Below are 17,691 nucleotides of genomic sequence, written 5' to 3' on the forward strand. Positions count from 1 at the left end.
CCCGCATGCGGGGAGAGGCCGGCCTGCACCTTGTCGTGCAGGCCGGCAGCGAAGGCGAAGCCGAAGCGGGGGTGAGGGGGCGGCTCATGATGAGCCTCTTCCGGCCAAGCCCCCTCACCTTCGGCTGCCGCCTCGCTTTGCCGACGACGAGGTCGGCAAAGCCCTCTCCCCGCATGCGGGGAGAGGGGGGACGCAACGTGAGTCGGTCTGGCACGACAGTCCGACGAAGCAGCCGTCAGTCCCGCAGCACCCGCCCGGCCACGGCATCGAGCTTCGCCAAAAGCTCCGGATCGCGGTGGGCGGGCGCGGTCATGATCGCGCCGTCCAGCGCCCGGTGCGAGCCCGCGGGGCAGTCCTCGCGCTCGGCCGGAAAGTCGCGGGCGACGCGGGCGACCAGTTGCGCCGCCTTGCCGGCATTGGCGCGGGCCACGGCGACCACGGAGGCCACGTCGACGCTGTCGTGGCTCGGATGCCAGCAATCGTAGTCCGTCACCATGGCGATGGTGGCATAGGTGATCTCGGCCTCGCGGGCGAGCTTGGCCTCGGGCATGTTGGTCATGCCGATCACGTCGAAATTCGCGGCCTTGTAGTGCTTGGATTCGCCGAGCGTGGAGAATTGCGGCCCTTCCATGCAGACATAGGTGCCGCCCCGGTGCACCGAGATCCCCTCGGCCTCCGCCGCGGCGGCGATGCGCTTCTGCAGCAGCGGCCCGACCGGATGGGCGAAGGACACGTGGGCGACGCAGCCGTTGCCGAAGAACGACGTCGCACGGCCGAAGGTGCGGTCCACGAACTGATCGACCAGCACGAACAGGCCCGGATGCAGCTCGTTGCGGAACGAGCCGCAGGCGGAGAGCGAGACGATGTCGGTCACGCCCGCCCGCTTCAGCACGTCGATGTTGGCGCGGTAGTTGATGCCGGTGGGTGAGAAGCGGTGGCCGCGCCCGTGGCGGGCCAGGAACACCACCCTGGTCTGCCCGATGCGGCCGATGCGCAGCGCGTCGGAGGGTTCGCCCCAGGGCGAGGCGATCGTCTCCTCGCGGACGTCCTCCAGGCCGGGCAGGTCGTAGACGCCCGAGCCGCCGATCACGCCGAGTACCGCTGCCGTCATGCAAGAATCCTCGTGGTGTCGCCGCGTGATGTCGCCGAAGCCTCGACGCGCCGGCCACGCGATCCTCGCGTGCGACGAACGTAGTTCTCGGCGATGACGTTTTGATTGTGCCGGGATCGGCTCGTCCGGCGATGGAAAATCCTTACCGCAGGCCTTGCCCGAGACGCAAACGGGCCCGCGAGGGGCCCGTTCGTCCGTTCAACCGGTGCGGTCGATCAGTAGGTCTTGTGCAGCTCCGGCTGGAGGCCGTGCACCTCGCCGCCGACTTTCTTCCAGATCTGCTTCTTCACGTAATAGAGCAGCCCGGCCAGCACGATGAGGAACAGGATCACGCGGAACCCCAGCGCCTTGCGGGCCATCATGTGCGGCTCGGCCGCCCAGGCCATGAAGGCCGACACGTCGCGCGAGTACTGCTCGACCGTCTCGGGGACGACCGGCTCGCCCTTGTCGTTCTTCGCGTAGGTGATCTGCCCCTCGCTGAGGGGGTTCGGCATCGCGATCACGTGGCCGGGATAGTACTTGTTGTAGTAGCCGCTGCCCGGCATCTCGAAGCCCTTCGGGGGCTCCTCGTAGCCGTTCAGGAGCGCGTGGATGTAATCGACGCCCTGCTCGGAATAGCCGGTGAAGGGCAGCGCGTCGAAGACGAACCACGGGAAGCCGCGCTCGTAGGTGCGAGCCTTGGCGAGGACCGAGAAGTCCGGAGGCGCCTTGCCGCCGTTGGCCGCGGCCGCCGCCTTGTCATTCGGGAAGGGCGGCGGGAAGCGGTCCGCCGGGCGGGCGGGACGCTCGACCTCTTCGCCCGAGTCGTTCAGTTCCTTGACGTTGTAGGTCGCGGCGAGCGCCTTGACCTGCCCCTCGGTGAAACCGGGGCCGCCGGCCTCCGCCAGGTTGCGGAAGGCGACGAGGCGCATGGAATGGCAGTTGGCGCAGACTTCCTTGTAGACCTGGAAGCCGCGCTGGAGCTGCGCCTGGTCGAACCGGCCGAACATGCCGGCGAAGCTCCACTTCTCCCGCGGCGGGTTGGTGCCGTGTCCGTCCTCGGCCAGGGCCGAGCCGGCACCGAGGGAGGCCGCGAGCAGGGCCGCGGCGGCGAGGCGTGCGATGCGCATCGTTGTTCTCTCCCTCGGGCCTTAGGCGCGCTTGGCTGGTTCGGCCGCCGCACCGACGGGCATGCCGGATCCGCTCACCTGCTTGCCCGGACCGGTCACGGTCTCGAGGATCGAGCCCGGCAGGCGGTCAGGCGTCTCGAACAGGCCGACCAGCGGCATGACGAGGAGGAAGTGGGCGAAGTAGTAGATGGTGCAGATCCGCGAGGCGAGAACGTAGCCGCCCTCCGGGGGCTTGGCGCCGAGCCAGCCGAGGATGATGGCGTTGACCAGGAACACCCAGAAGAACACCCGGTAGACCGGACGGTAGTTGCAGGAGCGGACCCGCGAGGTGTCGAGCCACGGCGCGAAGGCCAGGATCAGCACCGCGCCGAACATCAGGATGACGCCGCCGAGCTTGTCCGGCACCGCGCGCAGGATCGCGTAGAAGGGCAGGAAGTACCATTCCGGCACGATGTGCGCGGGCGTCACCGACGGGTTGGCCGGGACGTAGTTGTCGGCGTGGCCGAGATAGTTCGGCTGGTAGAAGATGAACCACGCGAACAGGATCATGAACACCACCACCGCGAACACGTCCTTGACGGTCGCGTAGGGGGTGAACGGCACGGCATCCTTGCTCGACTTGATCGGGATGCCGGCCGGGTTGTTCTGACCCGTCACGTGCAGCGCCCAGACGTGCAGAACGACGACGCCGGCGATCATCCACGGCAGCAGGAAGTGCAGCGAGAAGAAGCGGTTGATGGTCGGGTTGCCGACCGAGTAGCCGCCCCAGAGCAGGCTCTGGATCGTGTCGCCGACGACCGGGATCGCCGCCAGGATGTTGGTGATGACGGTGGCGCCCCAGAAGCTCATCTGGCCCCACGGCAGGGTGTAGCCGAGGAAGGCGGTGGCCATCATCAGGAGGTAGATGATGACGCCGAGCAGGTAGAGCACCTCGCGCGGGGCCTTGTAGGACCCGTAATAGAGGTTGCGGAAGATGTGGACGTAGACCGCCACGAAGAACATCGACGCGCCGTTGGCGTGCGCGTAGCGCAAGAGCCAGCCGTAGTTCACGTCGCGCATGATGTGCTCGACGCTCTCGAACGCGTTGCCCGCGCTCGGATCGTAGTGCATCGCCAGCCAGACGCCGGTGATGATCTGGATGCCGAGGAAGGCGATCAGGATCGCGCCGAAGGTCCAGAAATAGTTGAGGTTACGCGGAACCGGGAAGGCGATGAAGGACGAGTGCACGAGCCCGACCAGCGGCAGCCGTGACTCGAACCACTTCGCGAGGCGGCTCTTGGGTACGTAGGTCGAGGTCGCGTGTGCGCTGCTCATCGGTTTGCCCGCTCCGGCTTCTCGTGTCCTGTTGTCAGGCGGCCGCCTTGCCGCCCTCTTCGCCGATCTTGATCTTCGTATCGGTCTCGAAAGCGTAGGGCGGAATCGGCAGGTTGGTCGGCGCCGGCCCGCGGCGCACGCGGCCGACCGCATCGAACTGCGAGCCGTGGCAGGGGCAGGACCAGCCCTCGTAATTGCCGGAATGCCCGATCGGCACGCAGCCGAGATGGGTGCAGTTGCCGTAGCTTACGAGCCACTGATCGTGGCCCTTCTTCACCCGAGACTCGAAGGAGGCGGGATCGATCATGTCGGAGAGGGGCACGGCCTTCATGTCCGTGACTTCCTTCTCCGTCAGCTTGCGCACGAAGATCAGCTTGCCGCGCCAGAACACGTTGACGATCTGCCCGTCCTGGATCGGGCTGAGGTCCACGTCGAGCGGCGCGCCGGCCGCGATCGTCGCGGCGTCGGGTGCCATGGAGGCGACGAAGGGCCACGCCACGGCGGCCGTTCCCACGGCCAGACCCGCACCGGTGGCGAGGAACAGAAAATCGCGCTTGGTGCCCTGAGGGCCAGCGGTTGCTTCGGTGGCCATGGTGTCTGCCAAGGTGCAACTCTCCCGTCAGCCGTCGCACGGAGCCTCTCCAGCCACGCCGCGGGCTCTGGCGCCCGTGCATACCTTGGAGGCTTTCGAATTCGAAATCTGGCGCAACGGCAGACACCATTGCGCCGCGGCAATCAATGCGACCGTGGGTCACCGGATTGCCGTTTTATTTCCTGCGCGGCTCTCTGACATGCCAGATGCGAACATGTCCAGACTGCCGCGCTTGATCGCCGTACGGCACCGCAACGATCCCCATTGATCGTTACCGCGAGGCACCATCTTGCATGAGGACGCATGCGGCCGCCGCGCTTGCACCGCCGAAGAGCGCGGGCGTAAACGACGGGTCTTGAGGAGTTTTTCGATGACCGACCGCCAGCCCGGCTTCAGCACCCTCGCGATCCACGCCGGCGCGACCCCCGACCCGGCCACCGGCGCGCGGGCGACGCCGATCTATCAGACGACGAGCTTCGTCTTCGACGACGTCGATCACGCCGCCTCGCTGTTCGGGCTCCAGGCCTTCGGCAACATCTACACCCGCATCACCAACCCGACGAACGCGGTGCTGGAGGAGCGCATCGCCGCACTGGAGGGCGGCACCGCGGCGCTCGCCGTCGCCTCGGGCCACGCCGCCGAGTTCCTGACGCTCCACGCGCTGATGCAGCCGGGCGACGAGTTCGTGGCGGCCAACAAGCTCTACGGCGGCTCGATCAATCAGTTCAATCACTCCTACAAGAACTTCGGCTGGCAGGTGGTCTGGGCCGATACCGACGATCCCGACTCCTTCGAGCGCGCCATCACGCCGCGCACCAAGGCGATCTTCTGCGAGTCCATCGCCAATCCGGGCGGCGTCATCACCGACATCGCCGCGCTCTCGGTGATCGCCAAGCGCCACAACATCCCGCTCATCGTCGACAACACGATGGCGACGCCGTACCTGATCAAGCCGTTCGAGCACGGTGCCGACATCGTCGTGCACTCGGCCACCAAGTTTCTGGGCGGGCACGGCAATTCGATCGGCGGCCTCATCGTCGACGGCGGCACCTTCCCCTGGCAGGGGGACGAGCGCTACCCGATGCTGTCGCAGCCGCGGCCGGAATATGCCGGCATGGTGCTGGCCGAGACCTTCGGGAATTTCGGCTTCGCCATCGCCGTGCGCGTGCTGTCCCTGCGCGATCTCGGCCCGGCGCTCTCGCCGTTCAACGCCTTCCTGATCCTCAACGGCATCGAGACGCTGCCGCTGCGGATGCAGCGCCACTCCGACAACGCCCTGAAGGTCGCGATCTTCCTCAAGGACCACGGGCAGGTCGATTGGGTGAGCTATCCGGGGCTGGAGAGCGACCGCTACCACGCGCTGGCCCAGCGCTACACGCCCAAGGGAGCGGGTGCGGTCTTCACCTTCGGCCTCAAGGGCGGCTACGAGGCCGGCGTCAAGCTGGTCTCGAACCTCCAGCTCTTCAGCCACCTCGCCAATATCGGCGACACCCGCTCGCTGGTGATCCACCCCGCCTCGACCACGCACCGCCAGCTCACCGACGAGCAGAAGCGGGCCGCGGGCGCGGGTCCGGAAGTGGTGCGCCTCTCGATCGGCATCGAGGACCCGCAGGATCTGATCGACGATCTCGACGCCGCCCTGCGCGCGTGAGCGTCACGCCCTGCGGGACAGCGTCAGCGCGTCCCGCAGATCCCGCGCGTCGGTGAGGAGCCGACCCTCACGGCGCATCCGCGCCAGCAGTGCCCGGTCGGGGAAGCCGCGATAGGGCAGGACCGGAGCCGTTCGGCCCGGTGGGATCGCCCCCTCGGCGGCGATCTCGCCGAGAACGCAATCCAGAAGGATGCGGCCGTGCTCGTGCAGCCGCACCGCGGCGCGGGTGGCCGTCGTGTCGGCGGGCAGCGCCACGGCCTCCTGCGCCAGGATCGCCCCGGCATCGATCGCGGCGGCGAGGCGGTGGATGGTGACGCCGAACGCGGCCCCTCCGTCGGCCAGGGCGTGGATCGTCGGCACGGGGCCGCGATGGAGCGGCAGCAGGCTCGGATGCAGGTTGATCCCGCCGAGCCGAGCCCGCCCGAGCGTCGCCTCGGAGAAGATCTGGTCGAAGTGGAAGGCGACGATCAGGTCGGGCGCATGCGCAGCGAAGGCCCAGGCCACCGCCTCGCCGTTCACGTCATCGACGCGCAGGGCCGGGAGATCGAGCTGCCGGCAGAGGGCGGCGAGCGGGGTCGCCTCGGGTGTCCCGTCGCTGCCGGAGAGGCGCTGCGCGACGGGGGCGAGCGGGCGCAGCAGGTCCGGCAGCCCGAAATTGACGCCGAGATAGGGGAGGAAGCCGGCCCCCGACCGGGCAAGATGGCGCCGAACCTGGCCGATCAGGCCGCCGGTGGCGGGCCGCTCGGCGTTCGAGAGCCCGACGAAGGCGATGGTTTCCGCGTGATCCGCCACGAAGCGGCGCACGGCGCGGGCGTTCGGCAGCGCCTCCAGGGCGAACAGGGCGATCCGGAGCGGCGGCATCAGCGCCGTCGCCGGTTGCGGAAGCGGAAGCCGTGCAGGCCGGCGCTGCGCAGCCATTCCGGCACCAGCAGCGCGCCGCGGGCGAGCGCGGCGAGGACCGCGGGAAAGGCGATCACGTCCCGATCCTGCTCCAGTCCGCGGGCGATGCGGGCGGCGGCCTCGTCCGCGCTCATCTCGAGGGGGCGCCAGCCCTTGATGACCCCTCCCATCGGCGTCTTGACGTAGCCCGGCGTCACCACGCTGACGCGCACGCCCAGCGGCTTCAGCTTCTGCCGCAGGGCGAGGCCGTGGGCGAGGAGCGCCGCCTTCGCGCCGCTATAGGCCGGCGCGTCAGGAAGCGGCGCGTAGGCCGCGAGCGAGGAGATCAGCGCGATCTGCCCGCGGCCGCGGCCGCTCATCAGGGTCACGCAAGGCAGCATCACGTTGAGTGCGCCGGTGAGGTTGATGTCCGCCGTCTCGAAGCCCGTCGCCTCGGTCTCGAGGTCGCCGGACGGGTGGCCTCCGTTCACCGCAGCGTTGACGATGACGAGATCGAGGGGGCTCGCCGCGTCGGTCTCGCGGATCCAGGCGCCGACCGCCTCCCGCTCGCGCACGTCGATCAGCCGCGTGCGCACCTCGGCGCCCCGTCCCCGGCAGTCCTGCGCCACCGCCTCCAGCCGTTCCCGATCGCGGCCCGTGAGCACGAGGCGCGCGCCCGTCGCCGCGTAGAAGCGCGCGAGGGCCGCGCCGATGCCGCTGGAGGCGCCGGTGATGAGGATGACGGGCAAGGAGAGTGATCTTTCCGCGAGAAGCCGGGTCCCGGCCGAAGGAAACTGGACCCGCTTCGAAGGCCGGCGGTCAATAGGCCGGCGAGAGGCTTCCGTCGCGGCCGGCCTGTTCCAGGGTGTCGCGGGCGGCGGCGAGGGAGGCGGGCGGCAGCGCCGCCTCCAGGCGCGGAACGGCGCCGGCCACGGCCCGCTCGATCGCCGAGCGCGAGAAGTAGCCGCCGTTGATCTGGGTCCGGTGCATGACGACCCGGAAGAAATCCTGCACCAGCGAGCCGTCCGGCGCCTTCGGGTCGCGCCAGAAGGTGTCGATGTCGCCCTGATGGGTCAGGCCCGGCATGTTGTAGACCGCCGAGCCGAAGGCCAGGGTCGGCCGCCCGCGCTCGAGGGCGAGCATCCCGACGGTGGAGTTCACCAGCACGACGCCGCGGCTGCCGTCAATGAGCTTCGTCAGGTCGCCGCCGTCGATGAAGTCGAGCCGGTCGTTGCAGCCGTGGCGCTTGGCCGATTGGCGGGCGCGCTTGCGCCAGTTCATGATGCCGCTGTCGAGCGGGTGCAGCTTCACCAGGAGCCGCGTCGGCGCCTGGGAATTCTTGGCGAAGGAGGCGATCACCCGGTCCATGAAGCCCTCGACGCCGAGGAAGGGCGAGTGGACGCGGATCTGGTAGTCGCTGTCGAGCTGGAGCGGGAGCAGGAAATAGTCGGCGTTGATCGCGTGGTAGATCTCGGTCACCCGCGCCGCCTCGCGGCGGGTGCGGCGGCGGCGCACGAACTTTCTGATCCAGCCGGCATATTCGGCCGCGATATGGTTCGGCCGGTGCGTGCGGAACCCCGGATAGAGGTAGGGGAAGCCGATATTGGCGATGTTGAAGCCGATATCCCACAGGCTGCGCCGGGCCATGTCCCCGGTGAGCGGCATCGCCCGGCCGGGCTGCGGCAGCCTGCGGGCGAGCTCCCGGATCTCCTCCGCCCGCTTGGGCAGGGTCGAGTTGCCGTTCACGCCGCCCGCCTCGCAGGTGATCCAGTAGGGCCGGATATAGCCCTCCTCGAACACGTGGATGCGCACGCCCATCGGCTTGGCGACGAGCACCGCGGCCTGATGGTAGGGACGGCAATCGCCGAACAGCACGATGTCGGTGACGGCATGCGTGCGGATATAGGCTTCGAGATAGGCCTCCCAGCCTTCGCGCCTGCCGCGGTAGTGGTCCGCAGGATGGGGCCAGAACAGCCAGTCGCCGGCGGAGAAGTTGATGCGGCGGACGCCGTGGCCGCGCTCGCGCAGGGCCGCGCCGAGGACGGAGAAGAACGGGGAGGCGATCCCCTGCAGGAACAGGAACGTGGCGCCGTGGCGGCCTATGGCATGGGCACGAGGCTGCGACATTCCCAGGCGCTCAATCCCTAGTCGTGAAGCGATCTGCGTTGCGCTTTCCGGCCGAAGGCCTCTCACGGCAGACCCGCGAACGACAACCGTTGCGCGATGACACCGAGAGAATTTTCCGTCTCCGTTGCCGATCGATCACGCAGCCCCTGCGACGATCGGACGGTGATCCTCTCGCGCCAGATTGCGGCTCCGATGTGTCCGGTCGAAATCCATCCCCTGAAAAATGCTTCGCGCAGGCCGGTGCCGGCCGTTTCGTCGGACGTGAGACTCGGACATCAGATGCGGCCCATGCTCGGACCGGCCTGGGCCGCGACCACCGCTTGGGCTATGGAGCGGGCCTCGACATGATCGACCTGCGCCACATCGAGCCGCACGGGGATACCGGGCTGCCCCGCTCCTTCCTGCCGCTCGGGCGGGCGGTCCGGCATCTGCGCGCGCAGATCGAGGCGGCGACGGGAGCCGCGCTCACCTTCCGCTCGCCCGGCCCGCCGGCCCTGTGGTCCGCGGCCGGCGCGGCGGACGGCAGGGCGATCCTGCGGGTGTCGCCCGGCCCCCTCCTCAGCCCCTACGACACGCCCAAGACCGGCCTGTCGAGCCTGCGGATCCGCTACCGCGGCCGCCCTGTCGGCGGAGAGCCGCCCTCGCCGGATCTCGGCGACCTTCTGCGCGCACGCGGGCTGTCGGGCGCCAACCGATTTCCCCGCGGCATCGCGGACGCCGCGCTGACCGCCTTTGCCGGGGAATCGCCGCCCGACCTCGCGCTGGTCGATCCGGACACCGCCGCGTCGCGCTCCGCCCTGCACGCCTTCCTGACACGGCTTCTCGCGGCGAATCCGCGGACGCGCTTCGTCGCCGCCGGCCCCGAGGGCTGCCCGCGGGATGGTCTGCCCGTCGATCCGCGGCTCGCGGTGATCGCGGCCCCGGCCGATCCCTGGTCGCTGTTTCCCCTCGCCGGGCGCATCCACGTGGCGCGCTGGGACGCGGCATGCGAAGCGGCTTCGGCCGGCTTCGCGCCCCTGTGCCCGGATCCCGCCGCGGGTCCGCTTCCGGCGGACGAGGCGGCGTTCCTGGCGCTCGGCTACGGCGCGGGCGTGCACGGCTTCGATCCCTGGACCCGGCGGCCGATCCCGCTCGCGGAGGCGGCGGAGCGGGTGGCGTGGCTGCGCGACCGCTTTCTCGGCAACGACCGCCGCGTCGTCCTCGTCGGCGTCTCCGGGTGGAAGCGGGCCGCGCTCGACGTCTTCGCGACCGGGCCGGCGGGGCCACCGCTCCACACCATGACGGCGGAGGAGGCGGCGGCGCTCGCCCGCGGCCACGGCGGCCGGGTCCAGGCCTGGGCGACCCGCTGCCCGGAGCAGCTCCCGCGCCTCTGCGCGGAGGCCGGCCTACCCTTCGCGCGGATCGAGGACGGCTTCCTGCGCTCCGTCGGGCTCGGCGCCAGCCTGCAGCCCGGCGCCTCCATCGTCGTGGACGACCTCGGCATCTACTACGACCCGCGGATCGAGAGCCGGCTGGCCCGTACGCTGAAGGAGGCCGAGTTCCCGTCCGGGCTGACCGCCCGCGCGGCCGCCTTACGCGAATCGATCGTGGCGCGGCGCCTGAGCAAGTACAATGTCGGCCTGGCGGCGATGGGCGAGGATTGGCCGACCGACCGGCGGATCGTGCTGGTGCCGGGTCAGGTCGAGGACGACGCCTCGGTGCTGACCGGCTCGCCGCAGGTGCGCGGCAACCTCGCCCTCCTGCAGGCGGCCCGCGCCCGCAACCCGGACGCCTTCCTGCTCTACAAGCCGCATCCCGACGTCGAGGCCGGGTTCCGGCCGGGCGCGATCCCGGACGACGCCGTGCGGCGCCTCGCCGACCGCGTGGTTGGCGGCCTCTCCATCGTCGACCTTCTCGATCGCTGCCACCATGTCGAGACCATGACCTCGCTGGCGGGGTTCGAGGCGCTGATCCGGGGCCTGACCGTCGCCGTCCACGGCCGTCCCTTCTACGCCGGCTGGGGCCTCACCGAGGATCTGGCGCCCGGTGCCGGGCGCGGCCGCACGCTGTCCCTCGACGAACTGGTGGCGGGCGCGCTGATCCTCTACCCGCTCTACCTCGATCCGGTGGCGATGAAGCCCTGCACGCCGGAGCACCTGCTCGACCGGCTCAGCGAAGCCCGGGCCGCCGCCGGCCCCTCGCGGCTTGCCTTGGGCGCGGCGCGCCACGCGACGATGCGGCTGCGCTATGCCGTGATCAACCCGATCCTGCGCCGCCTGCGCGCCCGCCGCGGCGTGCGCAGCGAATCCGGCCGTTGACGACGGCATGAGCCTCTCGACCCTTCTCGTTCCGCTGGCGGTCGCGCTGGTCGTCTCGCTCTTGGGCGCCTTCGCCATCGAGGCCGCGGCCTCGCCGCGCGCCCCGAGCCTCCGTCCGCGGGACCTGGCGATCCGGGCGGCCGGCTACGCCCTGATCACGCTGTTCTGGTTCCAGTTCTCGTGGCGGCCCTGGCTCGCCGCGTCGTCCTGCCTGCTGACGCTCGCCATCCTCGCGGTGGTGGATCGGCTGAAGCGCAAGGTGATCGGCGAGCCGGTGGTGTTCAGCGACCTCGCCCTGCTCGCCCAGGTGCCGCGCCACCCGCAGCTCTACTACACTCTCCCGCTGACGGACCTCCGGATCGCCGGGCCGCTGCTCATCGGCGTTGCCACGGTCGTCGCGTGGTACGTCCTGGAACCGGCAGCCCTGCCGGACACGGCGGGCGCGTCGCTGCTCGCGATCCTCGGACTGCCGGCCGGGCTGGCGGCTCTCGCCTTCGCGGGGCTGACCCGGCCGGGGCAGAGCGCCCTGCGCCGGCTCTTCCCGCGGCCGGACCTCACCGCCGACGTCGCGCGCTACGGCCTCGTCGCGACCATGATGGGCTACGCCCTGCGCCGTCTCGGCGAGGAACACGCGCGGTCCCCGCTGAACACCGGAGGCGATCCCGACGACGAGGTCGTCGTGGTCGTCCAGCTCGAATCCTTCCTCGACCCGGCCCGGCTCGGAGGACCGGAGCTTCCGCTCATGCCGCGGATCCGGGCGCAAGCGGCGCAGTACGGCCGCCTCGCGGTCCCCGCGCACGGCGCCTACACCATGCGCGCCGAGCACGCCGTGCTCACCGGCCTCGACCCCGACCTCCTCGGCTTCGGCCGCTACGACCCCTATCTCGCCCGCAAGGGCGAGGAGCCGTCGAGCCTCGCCCGGCTCGCCCGCGCCGCCGGGTTCGCGACGGTGTTCGTCCATCCGTTCCACCGCGACTTCTTCGACCGGGCCCGGGTGTTTCGGAGCCTCGGCTTCGACCGCCTCGTCATGGAGGAGGATTTTGCCGGCGCGCCCCGCATCGGCCCCTATATCGCCGACGTCGCGGTCGCCGAACGCATCCTCGCGGAGGTGGCTCCGGTTGGAGGCCATGCCCCCGGAGGACGCACCTTCGTCTTCTGCGTCACCATGGAGAATCACGGCCCCTGGAAGGCGGGCCGCCTCGCCGGGATCGACGACCCGCTGGCGCAGTATCTCCACCACGTCGTGCATACCGGCGCGGCGGTGGAGCGGCTGATCGACGGGCTCGCCGGCCGCCGGGCGACGCTCTGCGTGTTCGGCGACCATGCCCCGTCGCTGCCGGAGTGCCGCCCCCCCGCCTCCGGCCCGGTCGCGACGGACTACGCCCTGTTCCGGTTCGGTCGCGACGACACCCCGTCGCCGGCCCGGATCGACCTCACCGCGGCACAGCTGGGCTGTGTCCTGCGGGACGCCGTCTTCCCGAAACGGACGGGATTGGGGGGATAAGCGTGGCCGTGCCACGGTGGTGACGCATTGCTGCGTGAGCGCTCGCCGGCCATCGGCGCATCGTACGCGTCAATCAAGAGTCAGGCCGGGGCCGGTATTCAATGGTTCGCAGTGATTGCGCGGCTATCGGGAGGGGGACGGACGTGACCAAACGGTCCACCCCGGCCCGGATGGAGTCTTCCATGAAAAGCGCTGCCGCCCTGGCGATCCTCGCGGGCTCCCTTGCCGTGTCGGGATGCTCGGTCCTGCCGGCGGCCGGGCCGACCACCTCGGCGATCGAGAGCGGCGCCGACATCGCCACCGCCGAGGGCTTGTTCGCCCGCTACGAGATCATCGACGTCACCCCCGCCATCGTCGAGTCCCTCCGAACCCGCCCCCTCGACAGCCTCCTCGTCACCTTCGGCGACCATCGCCCCGCCGTCGAACCGGTGATCGGCATCGGTGACTCGGTCGCCGTCCAGGTCTGGGAGGCCGGTGCCGGCGGCCTGTTCTCCGGCCCGCTCGTCTCCGACCGCTTCTCCGCCGGCTCCAAGTCCGCCACGATCCCCGAGCAGGTGGTCGGCCCCGACGGCGGCATCACCGTGCCGTACGCCGGCCGCATCAAGGTCGTCGGCCGCCGCACCCAGGACGTCCAGGCGCTGATCGAGACCGAACTCGCCGGCAAGGCGATCCAGCCGCAGGTGCTCGTTTCCGTCACCAAGCCGGTCTCGCAATCGGTCACCGTCACCGGCGAGGCGGCCACGGGCAAGCGCGTGCCTCTGTCGGGCCGCGGCGACCGGCTGCTCGACGTCATCGCCCAGGCCGGCGGCGTGCGCACGCCGGTGGCCGAGACCTTCGTGCGGCTATCGCGCGGCAACCGTACCGTCACCGTGCCGATGACGACGGTGGTCGCCAACCCGCGCGAGAACATCTTCGTGCGACCCGACGACACGCTGACGCTGGTGCGCGATCCGCAGACCTTCCTGTCGGTCGGCGCGCTCGGCAACACCACCGAGGTGCCGTTCGGGGCCGACGGGCTGACGCTGTCGCAGGCGCTGGCCCGCGCCGCGGGTCTGCGCGAGACCCAGGCCGATCCGGAGGGCGTGTTCCTGTTCCGCTACGAGCCGGCGGCGGTGGTGCGGCGGCTGCGGCCGAACTCGCCGCTCCTGGCCTCGCCGCAGGTGCCGGTGGTGTACCGGGTGAACCTGCGCGACCCGCAGGGGCTGTTCCTGAGCCAGAGCTTCCGGATGCGCAACCGCGACCTCGTCTACGTGTCGAGTTCACCGTTCGCGGAGCTGGGCAAGGTGTTGAGCGTATTCTCCACCGTGACCTCGCCGGTCGCCGCGGGCGCCTCGATCTACACCGTCACGCGATAGGACCATCGTCCGGGCGGTGCGCGGGTGCGGGCGCACCGCGCGCACGCCCCTCCCCCGCGAAAGACCGCCCGCTTCATCGAGATCCCGACTTGCCAAAGGCCCAGCCCGCGTCATTCCATGCATCGAATGCGATGTCGGATCCGCGGCCGTGCCGGTCCCGAATAGGGAGCCGGCACAGGACGGTGATCCTGACAGACGACAACGGTCCGGACCGACAGACCTTGGCAACGGGGCAGCGGGCTGGGAAAGAGGCGCCATGACGGTCCGACGCCCCCTCGCCCTCGCTGCGACCTCCCTCGCGCTGTTGGCCGTGCTTGCGACGGCCGTCCCGGCAAGAGCGGAGGTCAAGGTCGGCGTCGCGGTGCCGCGCACCGGCCCCTATGTCACCGTCGGCGAACAGGTTCTGCGCGGCGTCGAGGCGGCGGCGAAGGACGCCAACGCCAAGGGCGGCATGAACGGCGAGACCATCGTGCTCGACGTGCAGGATGATTCCTGCGACTCGAATCAGGCCGTGGCCGTCGCCAACCACTACGTGAACTCGGGCGTGCGGCTCGTGGTGGGCCATGTCTGCTCGAACGCGTCGCTGGCCGCGTCGGACGTCTACGCCGTCAACGGGATCGTGATGATCACCGCGGCCTCCGTCGCCGCCAAGCTGACCGACCGCGGCCTGCCCACGATCTTCCGGGTCTGCGGCCGCGACGACGACCAGGCGAAGCTCTCGGCGGCGATCCTCGCCGAGCGGTTCCGCGATCGGAAGATCGCCATCCTCAGCGACCTGTCGCCGGCCTCGCGCACCCTCGCGGCGGCGACGAAGGACAACCTGAACCGCATCGGCGTGAACGAGGCCCTGTCCACCGCCTTCCAGCCGACCGATGCCGACGACGCCGCGCTCGCCGACCGGCTGAAGGGGGCGGGCATCGACGTGGTCTATTACGGAGGCGACGCGCAGGAGATGGGCCGGCTGGTCCGCATCTCGGCCGAGCGGGGTTTTCGCCCGCAATGGTTCGGGACGTCGGCCATCGCGACGCCGGACTTCGCCAAGATCGCCGGACCCGCCAGCAACGGCGTGCTGATGACGTTCTACCTCGATCCGAGCCGGAAACCCGAGGCGCAGGGCGTGGTCGCCGCCTTCAAGGCGCAGGGGATCGAGGCGGACGGCTCGATGATCTACGGCTACGCCGCTCTCCAGGCGCTCGTGGAAGCCGGCAACTTCGCCCGCAGCACCGAGCCCGGCCCGATCGCCAAGGCCCTTCACAACGAGCGCTTCGACCTCGTGCTCGGCTCCGTCGGCTTCGACGCCAAGGGCGACATCACCGCCCAGGGCTACGTGCTCTACGTCTGGCGCGACGGCAATTTCACCCCGGCCAAATCGAACTGACGCCGAGATGGATCGGGGCGGGGCGAACGGACCCCGTCAGTCGCGCAGGGCCGCGTCCACCTCCGCGCCCCGGCCGAGGTCCCGCATCACCTGATCGAGATGCGGACGCTTGCGCAGCTGCAGCGCGTGCAGCCGGCGGACCGCCTCGCTGAGGCTGCCCTGCCGTCCGAGCATCTCGTCGGCGAAGGCGATCATGCGCGCGTTCGGCCACGCCTTCTCCCGCTGCTCGTGGAGGCGGGCGATGAGGTCCTCGGCCGGCGTGTCGGGCTCCGCCTCGGCGAACAGGGTCGCCAGCGCCGCGGTCGAGCGCGAGATGCCGACATGGCAGTGGACGAGGATGTGGACCTCGCCGCCATCGGCGATGGCGTCGCGGCCGAAGGCCAGGATCTTCTCGATGTCCGCGCGCTCCGGCAGCACGATGCCCGGCGCCGGCTCGATGGCGTCGTGGAAGCGCAGGACCGTGCGCCGGTGGGTGCCGTAGGCGCCGAACGCCTCCGGATCCGCCCGATCGGGATCGAGGATCGACAGGACGTGGCTGACGCCGCGGGCCTGGTGCTCGACGAGTTCGTCGAGGCCGCAGACGGTGTGGAGGCTGAGCTTCTCGGTATTCACGCCGAGCCTGCTATCACGCCCGGAGGCGGGAGGCGACGGGGCGCGCTCCGGTTTCCCGATGGCGGCCTTCACGTGTATGGCAACGGTCGGCCAGCGGAAGGGCGGTCGCGCAGAGCGGGACGAGCCGGGAGATCCATGCCCAGGAGATCGATGCCAAAGACCGTGCAGCGCCGCGCCCTGCTGACCGCCGGACTCGGCGCCGGCTTGAGCGCCGCCGGACCGCTGGCGAGTCCCGCCCAGGCCCAGCAATCCGCGCCCGAGCTGCGCTGGCGCCTGACGTCGGGCTATGCCCGCAGCCTCGACATCCTGTTCGGCGCCTCGGAGAGCCTCGCCAAGGCGGTGGCCGAGGCGACCGACGGACGCTTCCAGATCCAGGTCTCGGCCGCGGGCGAGTCGATCCCGGCCGACGGGCTGCTCGACGCGGTCGGGGGCGGCAAGTCCGAGATGGGCCACGCGCCGGCCAGTTTCGGCATGGCGAAGAACCCCGCCTTCGCGCTCGCCACGGCGATGCCGTTCGGGCTCAACGCGCGCGGGCAGAATGCGTGGTGGCTGCAGGGCGGCGCGTCGGAGCTGTTCGCTGAGATCTTCGCCAAGAACGGATTGGTGGCCCTGCCCGGCGGCAATACCGGCGCGCAGATGGGCGGCTGGTTCCGCAAGGAGATCAAGACGGTCGGCGACCTCCAGGGGCTCAAGCTGCGCATCGGCGGGCTCGGCGCCACGGTTCTGGCCAAGCTCGGCGCGGCGGTTCAGGCGACGCCGGGGCCGGAGATCTACGCCGCGCTGGAGAGCAAGGCGCTCGATGCCGCCGAGTGGATCGGCCCGCACGACGACGAGAAGCTCGGCCTTCAGAAGGTCGCGCCGATCTACCACTACCCGGGCTTCTGGGAGGGCGGCGCCCTCCTGCATTTCTGGATCAACGCCGAGGCCTGGAAGGGCCTGCCGAAGACCTACCGCGCCATCCTGCAGGGGGCAGCGGCCCAGGTGAATGCCGAGGTGCAGGCGCGCTACGACGCGCGCAACCCGCAGGCCCTGCGCCGGCTCGTCTCGGGCGGGGCGCAGCTCCGCCCCTTCCCGCAGGACGTGATGGAGGCGGCGCTGAAGGCGTCCAACGAGGTCTATGCCGACCTCTCGGCCAAGAACCCGGACTTCAAGCGGATCTACGACGCGATGAAGACCTTCCGGAACGAGGAGTACCTCTGGTTCCAGGTGGCCGAGTACACCTACGACAATTTCATGATCCGCGCCCGCGCCCGCGGATGACGGGGCCGGCGGATCACAGGGTGGGCACCGGGACAAAAAAAAGCCGCCCGTGAAGAGCGGCCCGAAGTCTAGGGAGGAAACGCCCAAGGAGGGCAGCGGGAGGCGGACGCCGTCCGCGTTCCCGCAATGCACAAAATGCTCTTTGCCCGGAATTTTTCAAGTCGTTTGGCCGGCAATGGTCGCTTTCGCGCGTGTGCGGGCACACGTCGCCGGAGCTCTGTCACTCAAATGCCGCATGCGCTTCCGCGGGCCGAGAGCAGTGATCGCGGCGGCCGTCGCAGTAGATGGCGGCGCCCGATCTGATGTGCGAGCGCGCCAGATCATTGAGGCGCTTCGCGAATTCTGTTCCGTCGCCGCGTCCGCCGACGAGCGGCCGGCCCATGTCGGCGCGACGACAATGCAACGTTTGCCGCGCTGGTGCATTCCCTGCCCCGACGCGCCGTCCGCCTCGCGTCGCCGACGGGTGAAGCCCGAATCACGCGGCCGGGTCCGATTCGGCCGC

At 70.3% G+C, this 17,691-nt stretch carries 14 protein-coding genes; 6 read left to right on the forward strand and 8 right to left on the reverse strand.

What is annotated here, in order from left to right; all coding sequences use genetic code 11:
• Nucleotides 1–235: 235 nt before the first annotated feature.
• The 4 genes from MFF42_RS16445 to petA all read right to left on the reverse strand — a co-directional run bounded on the left by MFF42_RS16445 (nucleotide 236) and on the right by petA (nucleotide 4,126).
• Entirely contained in the window at nucleotides 236–1,111 is an 876-nt protein-coding gene (locus tag MFF42_RS16445) for an S-methyl-5'-thioadenosine phosphorylase (RefSeq protein ID WP_238256706.1), read from the reverse strand.
• A gap of 215 nt (nucleotides 1,112–1,326) precedes the next feature.
• A complete protein-coding gene (locus MFF42_RS16450) occupies nucleotides 1,327–2,220 on the reverse strand; it encodes a cytochrome c1 (RefSeq protein ID WP_238256707.1) in 894 nt (297 codons plus the stop codon).
• 21 nt (nucleotides 2,221–2,241) lie between these two features.
• On the reverse strand, nucleotides 2,242–3,534 hold the full coding sequence (locus MFF42_RS16455) for a cytochrome b (protein ID WP_238256708.1): 1,293 nt from the start codon (nucleotides 3,532–3,534) through the stop codon (nucleotides 2,242–2,244).
• A 34-nt stretch (nucleotides 3,535–3,568) separates the two neighbouring features.
• Nucleotides 3,569–4,126, reverse strand: a complete 558-nt coding sequence (gene petA, locus MFF42_RS16460; protein ID WP_238256709.1) for a ubiquinol-cytochrome c reductase iron-sulfur subunit — start codon at nucleotides 4,124–4,126, stop codon at nucleotides 3,569–3,571.
• A gap of 370 nt (nucleotides 4,127–4,496) precedes the next feature.
• On the opposite strand from petA, the gene MFF42_RS16465 reads away from it, so the two are divergent.
• The gene (locus tag MFF42_RS16465) at nucleotides 4,497–5,777 is read left to right on the forward strand and encodes an O-acetylhomoserine aminocarboxypropyltransferase (protein ID WP_238256710.1); all 1,281 of its coding nucleotides are present in this window, start codon (nucleotides 4,497–4,499) and stop codon (nucleotides 5,775–5,777) included.
• 3 nt (nucleotides 5,778–5,780) lie between these two features.
• On the opposite strand, the gene MFF42_RS16470 is transcribed toward MFF42_RS16465, so the two are convergent.
• From MFF42_RS16470 to MFF42_RS16480, 3 genes are all read right to left on the reverse strand, one after another.
• Nucleotides 5,781–6,638 carry a formyltransferase family protein gene (locus MFF42_RS16470; protein ID WP_238256711.1) on the reverse strand — a complete coding sequence of 286 codons (858 nt, stop codon included), beginning with the start codon at nucleotides 6,636–6,638 and terminating at the stop codon, nucleotides 5,781–5,783.
• The gene (locus MFF42_RS16475) at nucleotides 6,638–7,405 is read right to left on the reverse strand and encodes an SDR family NAD(P)-dependent oxidoreductase (RefSeq protein WP_238256712.1); all 768 of its coding nucleotides are present in this window, start codon (nucleotides 7,403–7,405) and stop codon (nucleotides 6,638–6,640) included. The genes MFF42_RS16470 and MFF42_RS16475 overlap by 1 nt, the downstream gene beginning before the upstream one ends.
• A gap of 70 nt (nucleotides 7,406–7,475) precedes the next feature.
• Entirely contained in the window at nucleotides 7,476–8,783 is a 1,308-nt protein-coding gene (locus MFF42_RS16480; protein WP_238256713.1) for a capsule polysaccharide biogenesis protein, read from the reverse strand.
• Between the two features lie 344 nt (nucleotides 8,784–9,127).
• Here MFF42_RS16480 and MFF42_RS16485 point away from each other — a divergent pair, with 344 nt between their 5' ends.
• The 4 genes from MFF42_RS16485 (at nucleotide 9,128) to MFF42_RS16500 (ending at nucleotide 15,317) form a co-directional block, all read left to right on the forward strand.
• Nucleotides 9,128–11,080 carry a capsular polysaccharide export protein, LipB/KpsS family gene (locus MFF42_RS16485; protein ID WP_238256714.1) on the forward strand — a complete coding sequence of 651 codons (1,953 nt, stop codon included), beginning with the start codon at nucleotides 9,128–9,130 and terminating at the stop codon, nucleotides 11,078–11,080.
• A gap of 7 nt (nucleotides 11,081–11,087) precedes the next feature.
• Nucleotides 11,088–12,584 (forward strand): LTA synthase family protein, encoded by a 1,497-nt coding sequence (locus MFF42_RS16490; RefSeq protein WP_238256715.1) that lies wholly within the window; start codon nucleotides 11,088–11,090, stop codon nucleotides 12,582–12,584.
• Between the two features lie 182 nt (nucleotides 12,585–12,766).
• Nucleotides 12,767–13,939: a polysaccharide biosynthesis/export family protein gene (locus MFF42_RS16495; protein ID WP_238256716.1), complete on the forward strand. Its 1,173-nt coding sequence runs from the start codon at nucleotides 12,767–12,769 to the stop codon at nucleotides 13,937–13,939.
• A gap of 256 nt (nucleotides 13,940–14,195) precedes the next feature.
• Nucleotides 14,196–15,317, forward strand: coding sequence for a branched-chain amino acid ABC transporter substrate-binding protein (locus tag MFF42_RS16500; protein WP_238256717.1), 1,122 nt, complete (start codon nucleotides 14,196–14,198; stop codon nucleotides 15,315–15,317).
• A 36-nt stretch (nucleotides 15,318–15,353) separates the two neighbouring features.
• On the opposite strand, the gene MFF42_RS16505 is transcribed toward MFF42_RS16500, so the two are convergent.
• The gene (locus tag MFF42_RS16505; RefSeq protein WP_238256718.1) at nucleotides 15,354–15,929 is read right to left on the reverse strand and encodes a tyrosine phosphatase family protein; all 576 of its coding nucleotides are present in this window, start codon (nucleotides 15,927–15,929) and stop codon (nucleotides 15,354–15,356) included.
• A gap of 150 nt (nucleotides 15,930–16,079) precedes the next feature.
• Here MFF42_RS16505 and MFF42_RS16510 point away from each other — a divergent pair, with 150 nt between their 5' ends.
• Nucleotides 16,080–17,189: a TRAP transporter substrate-binding protein gene (locus MFF42_RS16510; RefSeq protein WP_238256719.1), complete on the forward strand. Its 1,110-nt coding sequence runs from the start codon at nucleotides 16,080–16,082 to the stop codon at nucleotides 17,187–17,189.
• Nucleotides 17,190–17,691 lie beyond the last annotated feature (502 nt).

This window comes from Methylorubrum podarium, assembly GCF_022179745.1.
GTDB lineage: Bacteria > Pseudomonadota > Alphaproteobacteria > Rhizobiales > Beijerinckiaceae > Methylobacterium > Methylobacterium podarium.